Source organism: Pseudomonas frederiksbergensis, from assembly GCF_003732665.1.
Classification (GTDB): Bacteria; Pseudomonadota; Gammaproteobacteria; order Pseudomonadales; family Pseudomonadaceae; genus Aquipseudomonas; species Aquipseudomonas frederiksbergensis_G.
On the sequence record NZ_MOBP01000006.1, the window covers coordinates 740,163 to 755,702 of the forward strand.

Below are 15,540 nucleotides of genomic sequence, written 5' to 3' on the forward strand. Positions count from 1 at the left end.
TCTCCAAGGGAGTTGTTGTTTTTGGGGATGTTTCAGGTGCGGCGGTTTCGCGTCGCGCAGCCGGCAAGAGCGCGGGCAAGCGTAAACGAAAGGGATCGGGAATAGGGCTGGGGCGGGCAAACCTGGAGCTGTATGGACAGCATGGTGCAGTACCTCGTTATTGTTCTTATTGGCGAAAACGCATCGGGGCGTTTTTCGGGAGCTACATTTCAACGCACGATCGATGGCTTGCAGTCGAAGCCATCCGTGGCTGACTCTAACGGTCGAACCTTTCACTAACCTTTCAGCCGACTTTCACGGTTTTCGGGCTTCACAGCGGCGGATGCGGCTGTAAACTCCGCGCCAAAGAATGGCGTCGACCATCCCTGAATGAGGTAAGTCTCCATGCGTGTCCTGCTCGTCGAAGATCACCTGCAGCTCGCCGAAAGTGTCGCCCAGGCGCTCAAGAGCACCGGGTTGACCGTGGATGTTTTGCACGACGGCGTGGCGGCCGACCTGGCGCTGAGCAGCGAGGAGTACGCCATGGCAATCCTCGACGTCGGCCTGCCGCGCATGGATGGTTTCGAGGTGCTGGCGCGCCTGCGGGCACGGGGCAAGAACCTGCCGGTGTTGATGCTGACCGCGCGCAGCGACGTCAAGGATCGGGTTCATGGCTTGAACCTCGGTGCCGACGATTACCTGGCCAAACCGTTCGAACTGACCGAACTCGAAGCCCGGGTCAAAGCCTTGCTGCGCCGCAGCGTGTTGGGCGGCGAACGCCAGCAGACCTGTGGCGTGCTGGCCTATGACCTCGACACCCGGCGCTTCACCCTCGGCGAAGAATTGCTGACCCTGACCTCCCGCGAGCAAGCGGTGCTCGAAGCGCTGATCGCCCGTCCCGGCCGGGTGATGAGCAAGGAGCAACTGGCGTCCCAGGTGTTCGGCCTGGATGAAGAGGCCAGCCCTGACGCCATCGAAATCTACGTCCACCGCTTGCGCAAGAAACTCGACGGCCAACCGGTGGCCATCGTGACCTTCCGTGGCCTCGGCTATTTGCTGGAAAGCCGCGATGCATAAGCCCAGCAGCCTGCGTTGGCGGTTGCTGTGGAACCTGGCGTCGTTGCTGGTGGTGTTGATGCTGGCCAGTGGTTTGAGCGCTTACTGGAATGGTCGCGAAGCCGCCGACACGGCTTACGACCGCACCTTGCTGGCCTCGGCGCGGACGATTGCCGCAGGGGTGTCCCAGCGCGACGGCACCCTCAGCGCCGACGTGCCGTACGTGGCCCTCGACACCTTTGCCTACGACAGCGCCGGGCGGATTTTTTATCTGGTCAACGACATTCACCAGAACCTGATCTCCGGTTACGAAAACCTGCCGCCACCACCGCCCGGCACGCCACGCACCGATGACTATCCGGCGTTGGCGCGGTTCTACAACGCTGTTTATCGCGGGCAGAACGTTCGTGTGGTGAGCCTGCTCAAACCGGTGAGCGAGCCGAACATGAACGGCATGGCGGAAATCCGTGTCGCCGAAACCGACGAGGCCCGGGTCAGCATGGCCCGCAGCCTGGCGGCGGACACCTTGCTGCGCCTGGGCATGTTGGCGATTGGCGCATTGTTGCTGGTGTGGTTCGCGGTCAGTGCCGCGTTACGGCCGCTGGAGCGTTTGCGCACGGCGGTGGAAGAGCGACAGTCGGATGACCTGCGGCCCTTGCCATTGGTGGAGGTGCAGCGGGAGTTGTGGCCGCTGGTGCGGGCGCTCAATCACTTTACCGAACGCCTGCGCGGGCAGTTCGAGCGTCAGGCGCAGTTCATCGCTGATGCGGCTCATGAGTTACGCACACCATTGGCGGCGCTCAAGGCGCGACTCGAACTGGGCTTGCGCGCCAGCGAACCACAAACCTGGCGCAGCACCCTGGAAACCGCTGCCCAGGGTACGGATCGCCTGACACATTTGGCTAACCAGTTGCTGTCCCTGGCACGGGTCGAAAACGGCGCACGGGCGATTGCCGAGGGCGGCGCGCAATTGTTGGACCTTAGCCAGTTGGCCCGGGAACTGGGCATGGCCATGGCGCCGTTGGCCCACGCACGGGGCGTGGCGCTGGCACTGGAGGCGGAAGAACCGGTGTGGCTGCGGGGTGAGCCGACGCTGTTGAACGAATTGCTGAGCAATCTGGTGGATAACGCCCTGGCCCACACGCCGCCGGGTGGCAACGTAATTTTGCGTGTGACGGCGCCAGCGGTGCTGGAGGTCGAGGACGACGGACCGGGCATTCCACTGGAGGAGCGCGATCGAGTGTTCGAGCGCTTTTACCGGCGCAACCAGCAGGTTGCGGGGTCCGGGTTAGGTCTGGCGATTGTGGGGGAAATTTGTCGTGCGCATCTGGCGCAGATCAGTTTGCATGACGGGGAGAAGGCGGGGTTGAAGGTTCGGGTGAGTTTTATTGCGGGGGAGTGAGGGTGATTGTGCTGGCCCCTTCGCGAGCAAGCCCGCTCCCACATTTGATCTCTGTTATGCACAAAATCGGTGATCACTGGAGATCCAGTGTGGGAGCGGGCTTGCTCGCGAATGAGGGCGACTCGGTCTTATCAGTAAAACATCGACCGTGACTCTTCCAGATCCCGGCACATCGCCTCGTTCTCCGGATCGATTCCCAGTTTCTTGAACGCCGGCACATTGAACACATCAATACGCGCCAGCGGATGGTCGGTGCCCTTGTGGCAATACAGGCTGGCGACCTGCACCAGATCGACATAATCGATTTTTTTGGACTCGCGCTTGAAGTCCAGGTACTGCCCCGGCAACTTCACCAGCATTTCCGGGAACTCCCAGACACTGAGCAATTTGTCGCCCAGCAGTGGGTGAATGCGGTCGATCACATGGTTGAGGCTGACCGGGTCCGAGAGCAATTCGTAGTGATCTTCGGCGTAGGTCAGGATCGGCAGTACGCCAATCTGATGCACCAGCCCACCGAGCGCGGCTTGATCAGGTTTGAGTTGGGTGTAACTGCGGCACAACGCGTAGCTGACCCCGGCGATTTCCAGGCTTTTGCGCCAGACTTCGCGCATTTTCTGCTCAACCACCTCGGAGCTGGCGTGGAAAATCTGCTCCATCACCAGGCCGATGGCCAGGTTGCTGCTGTAGTTCACGCCGAGCCGGGTGATGGCGGTGTGCAGGTCGGTGACTTCCTGGGTGGCGCGCAGCAACGGGCTGTTGACCACTTTGATCAGGCGCGCCGACAGCGCGGTATCGCGGCCGATGACTTTACTCAGGGTGCTCACGCTGATTTCCGGATCTTCAGCAGCCTTGCGAATCTGCAGGGCCACTTCCGGTAATGTTGGCAGAACCAGGTCATCGTTATCGATGGCCTCAACCAAATCCTGTTGGACCTTATCCGCCAGCTCACTCATTTCTGTTCTCTAGGGTCTTGCAAAAAAATACTGCTCTCAGCGCTGGATTTCTTTATCGCGATCCAGTGTGTAAGGCAGGTCCAGCAAGTGCAGGGCAGGGCCTTCGAGCGCCGCCAAGTGGATGTCGCCACCCTCTGCTGCTTCGGCTTGCAGCACGGCCAGGAGTTCAATGTTTTGTTCGCCCCGTGCAGCGATCACCACTTCGCCGATGGAACTGTTGTGGCTCGGCGCGAACAGTTGGGTGCCGGGCTCGGGCAATTCATTGCCATCGAGTTGCAGGCGATACAAGCGACGCTTGAGTTTGCCCAAGTATTGCATCCGCGCGACGATTTCCTGGCCGGTGTAGCAGCCTTTCTTGAAGCTCACGCCGCCAACGGCTTGCAGGTTGAGCATTTGCGGGATGAACAGCTCGCGGGTGCTCGGCATGACTTGGCCGATCCCTGCGCGGATCTGGCCCAGCAGCCATTGATTGAGCTCGCCTTCGGGCAGCAGGGCGCAAAGCTTGCCCTTGATGGTGTCGGCCTGATCGGCGGCGACCCACAGTTCGGCGCGCTGAGGCGAGACACGAATGGCGATCAAGCCGTCATTGCGCACCACGCTGTCGGTGTCGGCCGGCAGCTCAAGCCCCAGGCTGCTCAGGGCTGCATCGCCATGATCGAGGCCGAAGCGCACCCAGGCGGCGCTTTCGTCGGTCAGTTTGGATTTGGAGAACACCGCGTATTTTTTCAGGTCCGCCAGTTGCGGCTCCAGCAATTCGCTGGCCATGGCCAGGAGCACGCCGTCGCCCTGCAGCAGAATGCGGAAACTCGACTGCATCCGTCCTTTCTGGGTGCAGCGGGCACCGAGGCTGGCCTGGGTGTCACTCAGGTAATTGAGGTTGCAGGTCAATTGGCCCTGCAGGAATTTGCCGGCATCCGCGCCGCGGACCGCCAGAACGCCTTCGTGTGACAGGGTGCAGAAAAAAGCAGAATCGGCCATGGGTCATCGCAGGGTAAAGAGTCTGGGGGACATCATAAGGGGGCGCCCTTGAAATGGGTAGTTCACAAAAGGACAGAAGGGCCGACCAAAGCCGACTGTTCGCCCAGGCGTTGGGCTGTATACTTGCCGCCTATTTGAGGAGCGCTCCATGGTCGAAGATGTTGAACTGAATCGCCTCTACTGGCACAGCCGCCGCGGCATGCTTGAGCTTGACGTGTTGCTGGTGCCATTCGTGAAAGAGGTCTACCCGCACCTCAATGATGTCGACCGCGATTGCTACCGCAAGCTGCTCGAATGCGAAGATCAGGACATGTTCGGCTGGTTCATGGAACGTGCCGAATCGGAAGATCCGGAGCTTCAGCGCATGGTTCGCATGATCCTGGACCGTGTCCAGCCCAAGTAACGCGTTCGAATGCCGCTGGCATGCCTCACGGCAGTTGCTGGCGGTTTACGTTTTGGCCCAGCTGTTCGCGCTGGGTTCGCTGCTTCTTCTATCTATACCCGTCTGGGCCAGCCTGCTCGGCGTTGTGCTGTGCGCGGTTCATGGCGCTTGGGTGTTGCCGCGACAGATTCTATTGACGCATGCCCAGGCATTTCGCGGTTTTCGCCGCGATGCCGATGGCTGGCAGGTGTGGAATCAGGCCCGGGGCTGGCAGCCGGTGCAACTGCGGCAGGACAGTCTGGCGCTACCGTTGGTTGTGGTGCTGCGGTTTCGGCTGCGGGGCGAGCGGCAGGTCAGGACGATCTGCGTGCCCCGGGATGCGCAAGCGGCGGATTTGCACCGACGCCTGCGGGTTCGGCTGAAATTCAGTCGGCGTAGGTGGGCGGCACCAGAATAGTGTCCAGCGCCTCCGGCAGCAGGTTCGGGTAGTCGAGGGTGTAATGCAGGCCGCGACTTTCCTTGCGTTCCATTGCTGAGCGGATCATCAATTCGGCCACCTGGGCCAGGTTACGCAACTCGATCAAATCCCGGCTGACTTTATAGTTGCTGTAGAACTCGTCGATTTCGTCCAGCAACAACCGCACCCGATGCTGGGCTCGTTGCAGACGCTTGTTGGTGCGCACGATGCCGACGTAGTCCCACATGAAGCGCCGCAGCTCATCCCAGTTGTGCGCGATGATCACGTCTTCGTCGGAGTCGGTCACCTGGCTCGCATCCCAGACGGGCAGGGCGATGGGGATCGAAATCTGCGGCAACTGCTCAAGAATGTCCGCCGCCGCCGAACGCGCATAGACGAAGCATTCCAGCAGCGAGTTGCTGGCCATGCGGTTGGCGCCGTGCAGGCCGGTGAAGCTGGTCTCGCCAATGGCGTACAGCCCCGGCACATCGGTGCGGCCCTGCTGATCGACCATCACGCCGCCGCAGGTGTAATGCGCCGCCGGTACCACCGGGATCGGTTGCTTGGTGATGTCGATGGAAAATTCGAGGCAACGCTCGTAGACCGTCGGGAAGTGGGTCTTGATGAACGCTTCGGGCATGTGGCTGATGTCCAGGTAGACGCAATCGACCCCTAGACGCTTCATTTCATGGTCGATGGCCCGGGCTACGATGTCCCGTGGCGCGAGTTCGGCCCGGGGGTCGAAGCGCTGCATGAAACGTTCGCCGTTCGGCAGCTTCAGGTGCGCCCCTTCGCCGCGCAGGGCCTCGGTGATCAGGAAGCTCTTGGCCTGTGGGTGATACAGGCAGGTGGGGTGAAACTGGTTGAATTCCAGGTTCGCCACCCGGCAGCCCGAGCGCCAGGCCATGGCAATGCCATCGCCGCAAGCGCCGTCGGGGTTGCTGGTATAGAGGTAGACCTTGGCGGCGCCACCCGACGCGAGGATCACGAACCGTGCGCCGTAGGTGTCGACTTCACCGCTGGCCCGGTTGAGCACGTAGGCGCCGAGGCAGCGGTCGCCGTCCAGGCCCAGACGTTTTTCGGTGATCAGGTCGACCGCGACCCGTTGTTCGAGCAGTTCGATGTTCGGGCGTTTTTTCGCCTGGTCGAGCAAGGTTCTGAAAATTGCTGCGCCCGTGGCATCGGCTGCATGGATGATGCGCCGATGGCTGTGGCCGCCTTCGCGGGTCAGGTGAAACTCGAAACCACCGTCTTCGGTGCCCGACTGTTCATCGCGGGTAAAAGGCACGCCTTGGTCGATCAGCCACTGGATGGCCTCTTTACTGTGCTCGACGGTAAAGCGCACGGCGTCTTCATGGCACAGGCCGCCGCCGGCATTGAGGGTGTCATCGACGTGGGACTCAACGGTGTCGGTGTCATCGAGGACGGCCGCGACGCCGCCCTGGGCCCAGAACGTCGAGCCGTTGGCGAGATCGCCTTTGCTCAATACGGCGATGCGCAGATGACCGGGCAGGGTCAGCGCAAGGCTCAAACCGGCAGCGCCGCTGCCAATCACCAGGACATCGTGTTGATACTGTTGGCTCATTTCAGGATTCCGCTCAAAGCGACCCGGGTCGGGGTTGGCGCAAGACACCTGGATCGGCGAGTCAGGCAGCCACACAGCCCACTAGTATATAGAGGGGGGGAGCGGCACAATAGCCGGGCCACCATGGCATTGTGAAACTACAGTGACAGAAAAGACTGGACGCTTCGTCGGATGTTTTTTTCGCCGGTTCGGCGACAAGACGACTGTATCGTGGATTTAACACTCTTTTTCGCTTCACGGTTGCACAATGTCGGTAGCACCCCGCTATAAATAATTGGAACTTTTGCCAGAGGCCCAAGATCAATAGCGGGTTGCCTGTATCAAGGGACAGTGTCGGCTTCAGCGCGGGACCTGCGTTTTGGTCCACGCCGGCGAATCCGATGACAAGATTATTCGCGTGGCCGGGTTGTCCCGAGCTGCGCTTTTCGTGCGTGCCAAATCAGAGAGCCCGCAGGAAACTTGCTTGGAGGGGGAGAACTTTTGCGAAAAGCCCGAGTCTATGTTTGCAAGTCTGGTCGTTTAGTTATGCAAGCCTCCTTCGAGCTTATCGAGGAGTGTTCATGCTAACCCAGGAAGAGGATCAGCAGCTGGTTGAGCGCGTACAACGCGGCGACAAGCGAGCTTTCGATCTGCTAGTGCTGAAATACCAGCACAAAATTCTCGGGTTGATCGTGCGTTTCGTGCACGACACCCATGAAGCCCAGGATGTGGCACAGGAAGCCTTTATCAAGGCGTACCGTGCACTTGGTAATTTCCGCGGAGACAGCGCGTTTTACACGTGGCTTTACCGCATCGCCATTAACACGGCGAAAAACTATCTGGTTTCACGCGGCCGTCGGCCGCCGGATAGTGATGTCAGTTCCGAAGACGCAGAGTTCTACGACGGCGATCATGGCCTCAAGGATCTCGAGTCGCCAGAACGCGCATTACTGCGGGATGAGATCGAAGGCACCGTCCATCGAACCATCCAGCAACTTCCAGAAGATTTGCGTACGGCCTTAACTTTACGTGAATTCGATGGTCTGAGTTACGAGGACATTGCGGCAGTCATGCAATGTCCGGTGGGGACCGTACGCTCCCGGATTTTCCGGGCTCGGGAAGCCATCGATAAAGCCCTGCAGCCGTTGTTGCAGGAAAACTGAGACAGCGGCGACAGCCAAGAGAGGAACGCCATGAGTCGTGAAGCCCTGCAGGAATCGCTGTCCGCAGTGATGGATAACGAAGCGGACGAGCTGGAATTGCGTCGGGTACTGAATGCCTTTGACGATGTTGAAACCCGCGATACCTGGGCTCGTTACCAGATCGCTCGGGCAGTCATGCATAAGGATCTGCTGCTTCCACGTCTGGACATCGCTGCGGCAGTCTCTGCTGCGCTGGAAGACGAAGCCGTCCCGGCCAAGGCATCTCGCGGTCCATGGCGCAGCCTGGGTCGTCTGGCCGTCGCTGCTTCGGTGACCGTTGCTGTATTGGCGGGTGTTCGTCTGTACAACCAGGACGAAATTGCTGGTGTAGAACTGGCGCAGCAATCCACTCAGTCCACCCTGGCGGTTCCACAAGTCAAGGGTCCGGCTGTATTGGCAGGCTATAGTGAGAGTTCGGAAGCCACTGGCCCTATGGCCAACGGCGTATTGCAAGGTCAGCCGGGCTGGCACGATCAGCGTCTGCCAAGCTACTTGCGCCAACATGCTCAACAGGCTGCACTGAAAGGCACTGAAAGCGCTCTGCCTTACGCTCGTGCAGCAAGCCTGGAAAACCGCTAAGGAGGATCATGCGCGCCATACCTTTACTTACGCTTCTGCTCGGTGGCTGGTTTGTTGTTCCAGCCCACGCCGATGAAGCCCAGGACTGGTTGACACATCTGGGCCAGGCCGAGCAACAGCAAAGCTTTCACGGTACTTTTGTTTACGAGCGTAACGGTAGTTTTTCTACCCATAACATCTGGCACCGCGTCCAGGATGGCAAGGTCCGCGAGCGTTTACTCCAGCTCGACGGCTCGGCGCAGGAAGTCGTGCGCATTGATGGACATACTCAATGCGTCAGCGGCACCCTGATCGCAGGGCTGGGGGACTCTCCCAACTCTGCCGCTCGTGCACTCGATCCACAAAAGCTCAAGAATTGGTACGACCTTGCCGTCATCGGCAAGTCGCGTGTGGCTGGGCGTGCGGCGGTAATTGTTTCACTGACGCCGCGCGATCAGCATCGTTATGGTTTCGAGTTGCATTTGGACAAGGAAACCGGTTTGCCCCTCAAGTCATTGCTATTAAATGACAAAGGGCAATTGCTGGAGCGTTTCCAGTTCACTCAGTTGGACACCACCGAGGTGCCGTCTGACAGCGATTTGCAGGCAGGTTCTGATTGCAAGGCGCTCACGTCCAACGCAGATAAAGCCACTGCCCTCAAGGCCGCAGATGAGTGGCATTCGGACTGGCTGCCGCCAGGTTTCGAACTTAGCAGCAGTTCTTCGCGCAAAGACCCTGAAACCAAAACTCAAGTCAGCAGCCTGATGTTCGACGATGGCCTGGCTCGTTTCTCGGTGTTCCTTGAGCCATTGAACGGCGCAACAGTCACCGATACGCGTACTCAACTGGGTCCAACCGTCGCCGTTTCCCGGCGCTTGACCACCCCCCAGGGCGAGATGATGGTGACCGTGGTCGGTGAAATTCCGATTGGCACCGCCGAACGAATTGCGCTGTCCATGCGCAATAGTGCTACAACGGCCAAACAGTGAGCTGAATCGTGATGCTCATGGATCGGCGATTTGATTGTGCGAGAGGTCCGCGATGCCCATCCCACTATTGAGATGTCGAAATGTTTGGTGAGCATTTCAATTTGCAAATCCCCCCGAATTTTTTTATAGGTCAGAGCCTCTCGGCTCTGGCCTTGTTTGTTGTTCCCGGAACAAAAATACCGGCGTATCGTTCCCGGTGTTCCTTGCTCCATATCGCTTAACCATGCTCGTCGTAACGGGAGCCGTATGTCGATACCACGCTTGAAGTCCTACCTTTCCATTTTTGCCACCGTGCTCGTGCTCGGTCAGGCGGTCCCTGTTCAAGCGGCCGAATTGCCTGACTTTACGCAACTGGTCGAACAGGCCTCGCCTGCGGTGGTGAATATCAGTACCACGCAAAAGCTGCCTGATCGCAAAGTGTCGGGACAGATGCCGGACCTTGAAGGCTTGCCGCCCGCGCTTCGCGAGTTTTTCGAACGGGGCATGCCGCAACCGCGTTCGCCCCGTGGCGATCGTCAGCGCGAAGCCACGTCCCTGGGCTCGGGTTTCATTATCTCGCCTGACGGCTACATCCTGACCAACAACCACGTGATCGCCGATGCCGACGAAATTCTCGTTCGCCTGGCTGACCGCAGCGAGTTGAAAGCCAAGTTGATCGGCACCGACCCGCGTTCCGACGTGGCACTGCTGAAAATCGAAGGCAAAGACCTGCCCGTTCTGAAACTCGGCAAATCCCAAGACCTGAAGGCCGGCCAATGGGTTGTCGCCATCGGTTCGCCCTTTGGTTTTGACCATACGGTGACCCAAGGCATCGTCAGCGCCATCGGTCGCAGTCTGCCGAACGAAAACTATGTGCCGTTCATCCAGACCGACGTGCCGATCAACCCGGGTAACTCCGGTGGCCCGCTGTTTAACCTGAACGGCGAAGTGGTCGGCATCAACTCGCAGATCTACACCCGTTCGGGCGGCTTCATGGGGGTGTCGTTCGCGATCCCTATCGATGTGGCGATGGACGTGTCCAATCAACTGAAAAGCGGCGGCAAAGTCAGCCGTGGCTGGTTGGGTGTGGTGATCCAGGAAGTGAACAAGGATCTGGCCGAATCGTTCGGCCTGGAGAAACCGGCCGGTGCGCTGGTGGCTCAGATCCAGGATGACGGCCCGGCTGCCAAGGGTGGCTTGCAGGTCGGTGACGTGATCTTGAGCATGAACGGTCAACCGATCGTCATGTCCGCAGATCTGCCGCATCTGGTCGGCGCGCTCAAGGCAGGCTCCAAGGCCAATCTTGAAGTGATCCGCGAGGGCAAGCGCAAGAATGTCGAGCTGACCGTCGGCGCGATCCCGGAAGAAGGCAAGGAGCTGGACGCCGTGCCGAAAGCCGGTGTCGAGGGCAGCAGCAACCGCTTGGGCGTTTCTGTCACCGAGCTGACCGATGAACAGAAGAAAACCTACGACCTCAAGGGCGGTGTGGTGATCAAGGACGTTCAGGATGGTCCTGCTTCGCTGATCGGCTTGCAGCCTGGTGACGTCATTACGCACCTGAACAACCAGGCGATCGGCTCCACCAAGGAGTTCACCGAGATCGCCAAGGCGCTGCCGAAGAACCGTTCGGTGTCGATGCGAGTCCTGCGTCAGGGGCGCGCCAGCTTCATCACCTTCAAACTGGCTGAATAAACCGGTTGTTGGCTGAATAAAAAACCGCCTCGAAAGAGGCGGTTTTTTTGTGTCCGCGTTTTGTTGAAATTGAAGATCAGCCCATCATGTCTTTGATCATGCGTTCCTGTTCCATCAGCTCCCGTTGCCGTGCATCGATCCGCGACGACAGCGGGAAATTGCTGCCGGCCTTGCGCTTGGCGAAGTCCAGTTGCTGGATGGCCTGGCGGTAGTCGCCGACCAGTGCGAAATATTCGGCGCGAGCCTGGTGCAAGCCAATGATGTTGCCCGACAGACCACGAGTCTCCGCCACCATGTACCAGACGTCCGGATCGTCCGGACGGGATTTGAGCAGGTTTTCCAGGGCTTTTTCCGCATCGGCGGTGCGGTTCTGCTTGAGCAGCAAGTCGACCCGCACTTGGTTCAGCGGGTAGTTGCCCGGGAACTGGGTGAGCAATCGATCAACCCGGGATTGGGCGTCCGGCAGGCGATTGTTGGTGATGTCCAGATCAACCTGGGCCAGGTTGTAGATGATCTCGTTCGGCGCCGTAGCCAGCAGTTGCTTGAGATTCTCCCGGGCTTCATTCAACTGGCCACCCTTGATCTGGGCGATAGCCAAGCCATAACGGGCGACATCGTTTTTCGGGTTTTCATCGAGCTGGACGCGGAAGCGTTTGGCGCCCAGGCCGGGAGTTTCTTCATAGATCAACTGCACCCGTGCGCGAATCAGTTGATAACGCACGCTGTCTTCGATACCGCCGATTTTGGCTTGCTCGGCGCGGTTGCGGGTGTCGGCGATCCGGGATTCGGTCACCGGGTGAGTCAGCAGGAATTCCGGCGGTTTGGCGTCGAAGCGGTACTGGCGCATCAAGCGTTCGAACATATTCGGCATCGAGCGCGGATCGTAACCAGCCTTTTCCAGGTTAATGATGCCGATCCGGTCGGCCTCTTGCTCGTTCTGACGCGAGAAGCGTCGCTGTTCCTGAATCGCGGCGGCCTGGGTGCCGGCAATGGTGGCGATCCCGGCATCGCCTGCACCGGCGGCGGCAATCACAATCCCTGCAAGCAGGGCGGCCATCATCGGCACTTGCATGCGTTGCGAGGCTTCAACACCACGGGCGAAGTGGCGTTGCGACAAGTGAGCCAATTCGTGGGCCAGTACCGACGCATATTCGCCCTCGGTCTGGGCATTGAGGAACAAGCCGCCGTTGACCCCGATAATCCCGCCAGGCGCAGCAAAGGCGTTCAGCTCCGGACTGTTGATCAGGATGAATTCCAGGCGTCGGTCATTGACCTGGCTGGTCTCGACCAATTTGTAGACACTGGATTCGACGTAATCCTTGAGCTGTGGATCATTGAGCTGCTGGACCTGGCTGCGCAACATCGCCAGCCACGCGCGACCCAACTGGTATTCCTGTTGCGGCGAGACAATGGCAGAACTGGCATCACCAAGTGACGGCAGGTCGTCGGCGAAGCCTGGTGAGGCGAGCAGGCAAGCGAGCGTCAGCAGGGTAGGGCGCAAAAAAGTCATGCACAAAGCCTTAGTCGACAAAGACCTTACTGTAGCCGGACAGTGGGCTTCGGACCAGATATTCTAGGCCGCTCAACCACCTGACCCGGAGTGATGCAATGACAGAAGCGGTAGCCCACGACGTTGAGCTGGACGCCAGCGGTCTGAATTGTCCGTTGCCATTGCTCAAGGCCAAGTTGGAGCTCAATCGGATGGCCAGCGGTGCGGTACTCAAGGTGATCGCCACGGATGCCGGTTCCCAGCGCGACTTCCGCACCTTTGCCCGGTTGGCCGGTCATACGCTGCTGCTCGAAGAAGACGAGGCGGGTGTCTACCGCTATTGGTTGAAAAAAGCCTGAAACCGGCTGCGTTCGTTACTAAGGATTATTGATGTTCAAAGTGTTACGGGACTGGATTCAGCGCTACTTCTCCGATGAAGAAGCCGTGGTGCTGGCGGTGCTGCTGATCCTCGGGTTCACCGCCGTGCTCACGCTGGGCGGCATGCTCGCGCCGGTATTGGCCGGGATGGTGCTGGCGTATCTGATGCAGGGGCTGGTCGTCACCCTCGAGCGTTTACGCATGCCCGGTGGCGTGGCCGTGGGGCTGGTTTTCGCGTTGTTCATGGGGGTGTTGCTGGTGTTCATCGTGGTTGTGGTGCCGTTGCTTTGGCATCAGTTGATCACGTTGTTCAACGAGTTGCCCGGCATGCTCGCCAAGTGGCAGTCGCTGCTGTTGCTGCTGCCTGAGCGCTATCCGCACCTGGTTTCCGACGAGCAGGTGCTGCAAGCCATCGAAGTGGCCCGGGGCGAGATCGGCAAGTTTGGTCAGTGGGCGCTGACCTTCTCGTTATCGAGCCTGCCGCTGCTGGTCAACATCATGATCTACCTGGTGTTGGTGCCGATCCTGGTGTTCTTCTTCCTGAAAGACCGGGAAATGATCGGGCATTGGGTTCGCGGCTACCTGCCGCGTGAGCGGGCGCTGATCACCCGCGTCGCCCATGAAATGAACCGGCAGATCGCCAACTACATTCGCGGCAAGGTCATCGAGATTTTCATCTGCGGTGGCGTGACGTACATCGGTTTCGTCGTGCTGGGACTTAACTACGCGGCGCTGCTGGCATTGCTGGTGGGCGTATCGGTGGTGGTGCCTTACGTCGGCGCCGTTGTGGTGACCGTGCCGGTGATGCTGATCGCGTTGTTCCAGTGGGGCTGGAGTGATCAGTTCATCTACCTGATGGCGGTTTACGGGATCATCCAGACCCTGGACGGCAACGTGTTGGTGCCGCTGCTGTTCTCGGAGGCGGTCAACCTGCACCCGGTGGCGATCATCTGCGCAGTGTTGTTGTTTGGCGGGTTGTGGGGCTTCTGGGGGGTGTTCTTTGCGATTCCCCTGGCGACGCTGTTCAAGGCTGTGCTGGATGCGTGGCCGCGCAAGGAGCCGGTGGTGGCGCCGCTGCTCTAGCTGGTTCTGCTATTTATGTGGCGGGGCTAAGGGCCTCTTCGCGAGCAAGCCCGCTCCCACATTAGATCGCCGTCTAATGTGGGAGCGGGCTTGCTCGCGAAGGCGCCGGAACAGGCGCCAACAAAATCAGGCTTTATTGAGGGCCTGAGCCGCAGCCAAAACCGCATCCACATGCCCCGGCACCTTCACGCCGCGCCATTCCTGACGCAACACACCGTTCTTGTCGATCAGGAACGTGCTGCGATCAACGCCCATGTATTCCTTGCCGTAGAGCTTTTTCAGCTTGATCACATCGAACAACTGGCAGAGCGCTTCTTCCTTGTCGCTGATCAGCTCGAAGGTGAATGCCTGCTTGGCCTTGAAGTTCTCGTGGGACTTGAGGCTGTCGCGGGACACGCCGAAGACTTCGGTGTTGGCCGCTTTAAAGGCGTCCAGTTGATCGCGAAAGCCCTGACCCTGGGTCGTGCAGCCCGGGGTGCTGTCCTTCGGATAGAAGTAAATCACCACTTGCTTGCCTTTGAGGCTCGCCAGGCTGACGGTCTGCCCGCTGGTGGCGGGTGCTTCGAAGTCGGTAACCGGTTGGTCGATAGCAACGGCCATGAAAGCTTCCTTACATTGGGTTTTGTGGGCGCCACGGTTCGATCAGGGCGTCCAGGTTCAGCGCGTCGGCGAAATCCAGGAACTGATCGCGCAGCCAGCTGATTTGCACGCCGGCCGGCAGCGTCACGGTGAACGTGGCGTTGAGCATGGTGCCGCCGGTTTGCGGTGCCTGATACGTGTCGCAGGTCAGGTTTTCCAGCTCGACATTGTGATCCATGAAGAACTGGCACAACTCGTTGATGATGTCCGAGCGATAGGCCGAGCTGACATAGGCGACGTAAGGGAGGGCCTGTGGGCGGTTTTCCAGCGCTGCGCTACGCACCACGTTGACCGTGAAGGCGTGCTTCTTGGCGAGGATCGGCAGGCTGCCTTCCAGGCGGGCCAGGGCGTCCCAGCTGCCGGAGATCTCGAGGATCAGGGCACTGCACTCGCCATGACGGGTCAGGCGAGAAGTGACCACGGCGCAGCGGTTTTCATGGCTGGCGCGGCACAGGACGTTAGTCAGCTCCATGGGGTTGGCGCCGAGGGCACTGATGACAAGGAATTGTTCGCGAACTGTGGGGGTGGACATGCAGCATTCCTAAAGCGATGAGCGGTCGATACTTCTACGGGCTTTTACGACCGGGGGCGACCCTGCGCAGACGAATTCAGAAAACCCGGTCCGAAGGTTGCAACGTGTTCCAGAGTGGCGGGAACGAAGGGTGGCAACGCTGGATCGGGGCTTGTGATGCCGAAAATGGAGGCTGGAACCCGGCGTACGAGCTTATCAGTACCGATCAAAGTCTGAAGGGTAGCGAAA

At 59.6% G+C, this 15,540-nt stretch carries 16 protein-coding genes; 10 read left to right on the plus strand and 6 right to left on the minus strand.

Translation table 11 applies throughout. The annotated features are described in order from the left end of the window. Positions 1-384: 384 nt before the first annotated feature. Together tctD and tctE are read left to right on the plus strand one after the other, a co-directional pair. Entirely contained in the window at positions 385-1,056 is a 672-nt protein-coding gene (tctD, locus tag BK665_RS13535; protein WP_123406211.1) for a two-component system response regulator TctD, read from the plus strand. Next, on the plus strand, positions 1,049-2,437 hold the full coding sequence (tctE, locus tag BK665_RS13540; RefSeq protein ID WP_123406213.1) for a two-component system sensor histidine kinase TctE: 1,389 nt from the start codon (positions 1,049-1,051) through the stop codon (positions 2,435-2,437). The genes tctD and tctE overlap by 8 nt, the downstream gene beginning before the upstream one ends. Before the next feature lie 131 nt (positions 2,438-2,568). Here the strand turns inward: tctE and BK665_RS13545 are convergent, their stop codons facing one another. Together BK665_RS13545 and ygfZ are read right to left on the minus strand one after the other, a co-directional pair. Beyond that, positions 2,569-3,390, minus strand: a complete 822-nt coding sequence (locus BK665_RS13545; RefSeq protein ID WP_123406215.1) for an HDOD domain-containing protein — start codon at positions 3,388-3,390, stop codon at positions 2,569-2,571. 36 nt (positions 3,391-3,426) lie between these two features. Then, positions 3,427-4,368 (minus strand): CAF17-like 4Fe-4S cluster assembly/insertion protein YgfZ, encoded by a 942-nt coding sequence (gene ygfZ, locus BK665_RS13550; RefSeq protein ID WP_123406217.1) that lies wholly within the window; start codon positions 4,366-4,368, stop codon positions 3,427-3,429. 148 nt (positions 4,369-4,516) lie between these two features. Between ygfZ and BK665_RS13555 the strand changes: the two genes are divergently transcribed. Beyond that, a complete protein-coding gene (locus tag BK665_RS13555) occupies positions 4,517-4,771 on the plus strand; it encodes an FAD assembly factor SdhE (RefSeq protein ID WP_007944081.1) in 255 nt (84 codons plus the stop codon). Next, entirely contained in the window at positions 4,755-5,207 is a 453-nt protein-coding gene (locus tag BK665_RS13560; RefSeq protein ID WP_123406219.1) for a protein YgfX, read from the plus strand. Before BK665_RS13555 ends, BK665_RS13560 begins: the two co-directional genes overlap by 17 nt. On the opposite strand, the gene nadB is transcribed toward BK665_RS13560, so the two are convergent. Continuing rightward, positions 5,176-6,792, minus strand: coding sequence for an L-aspartate oxidase (gene nadB, locus BK665_RS13565; RefSeq protein WP_123406221.1), 1,617 nt, complete (start codon positions 6,790-6,792; stop codon positions 5,176-5,178). The genes BK665_RS13560 and nadB overlap by 32 nt on opposite strands. Positions 6,793-7,352: 560 nt before the next feature. Here nadB and rpoE point away from each other — a divergent pair. The 4 genes from rpoE to BK665_RS13585 all read left to right on the plus strand — a co-directional run bounded on the left by rpoE (position 7,353) and on the right by BK665_RS13585 (position 11,191). Then, on the plus strand, positions 7,353-7,934 hold the full coding sequence (gene rpoE / locus BK665_RS13570) for an RNA polymerase sigma factor RpoE/AlgU (protein WP_007944079.1): 582 nt from the start codon (positions 7,353-7,355) through the stop codon (positions 7,932-7,934). A 30-nt stretch (positions 7,935-7,964) separates the two neighbouring features. After that, positions 7,965-8,552 (plus strand): sigma-E factor negative regulatory protein, encoded by a 588-nt coding sequence (locus BK665_RS13575; RefSeq protein WP_123406223.1) that lies wholly within the window; start codon positions 7,965-7,967, stop codon positions 8,550-8,552. Between the two features lie 8 nt (positions 8,553-8,560). After that, complete coding sequence (locus tag BK665_RS13580) at positions 8,561-9,520, plus strand: MucB/RseB family sigma factor regulatory protein (RefSeq protein ID WP_123406225.1); 960 nt, start codon at positions 8,561-8,563, stop codon at positions 9,518-9,520. Between the two features lie 246 nt (positions 9,521-9,766). Further along, positions 9,767-11,191, plus strand: a complete 1,425-nt coding sequence (locus BK665_RS13585; RefSeq protein ID WP_123406227.1) for a DegQ family serine endoprotease — start codon at positions 9,767-9,769, stop codon at positions 11,189-11,191. A 76-nt stretch (positions 11,192-11,267) separates the two neighbouring features. On the opposite strand, the gene BK665_RS13590 is transcribed toward BK665_RS13585, so the two are convergent. Then, a complete protein-coding gene (locus BK665_RS13590) occupies positions 11,268-12,701 on the minus strand; it encodes a M48 family metalloprotease (RefSeq protein WP_123406229.1) in 1,434 nt (477 codons plus the stop codon). A 98-nt stretch (positions 12,702-12,799) separates the two neighbouring features. Here BK665_RS13590 and BK665_RS13595 point away from each other — a divergent pair, with 98 nt between their 5' ends. Then, positions 12,800-13,039, plus strand: coding sequence for a sulfurtransferase TusA family protein (locus BK665_RS13595; RefSeq protein WP_123406231.1), 240 nt, complete (start codon positions 12,800-12,802; stop codon positions 13,037-13,039). Between the two features lie 31 nt (positions 13,040-13,070). After that, positions 13,071-14,141 (plus strand): AI-2E family transporter, encoded by a 1,071-nt coding sequence (locus tag BK665_RS13600; protein ID WP_123406234.1) that lies wholly within the window; start codon positions 13,071-13,073, stop codon positions 14,139-14,141. Between the two features lie 126 nt (positions 14,142-14,267). Here BK665_RS13600 and BK665_RS13605 read toward each other — a convergent pair whose 3' ends face one another. Both BK665_RS13605 and BK665_RS13610 read right to left on the minus strand, forming a co-directional pair. Then, the gene (locus BK665_RS13605) at positions 14,268-14,741 is read right to left on the minus strand and encodes a peroxiredoxin (protein ID WP_123406236.1); all 474 of its coding nucleotides are present in this window, start codon (positions 14,739-14,741) and stop codon (positions 14,268-14,270) included. 10 nt (positions 14,742-14,751) lie between these two features. Next, the gene (locus BK665_RS13610; protein WP_054046705.1) at positions 14,752-15,312 is read right to left on the minus strand and encodes a glycine cleavage system transcriptional repressor; all 561 of its coding nucleotides are present in this window, start codon (positions 15,310-15,312) and stop codon (positions 14,752-14,754) included. Positions 15,313-15,540: the final 228 nt, after the last annotated feature.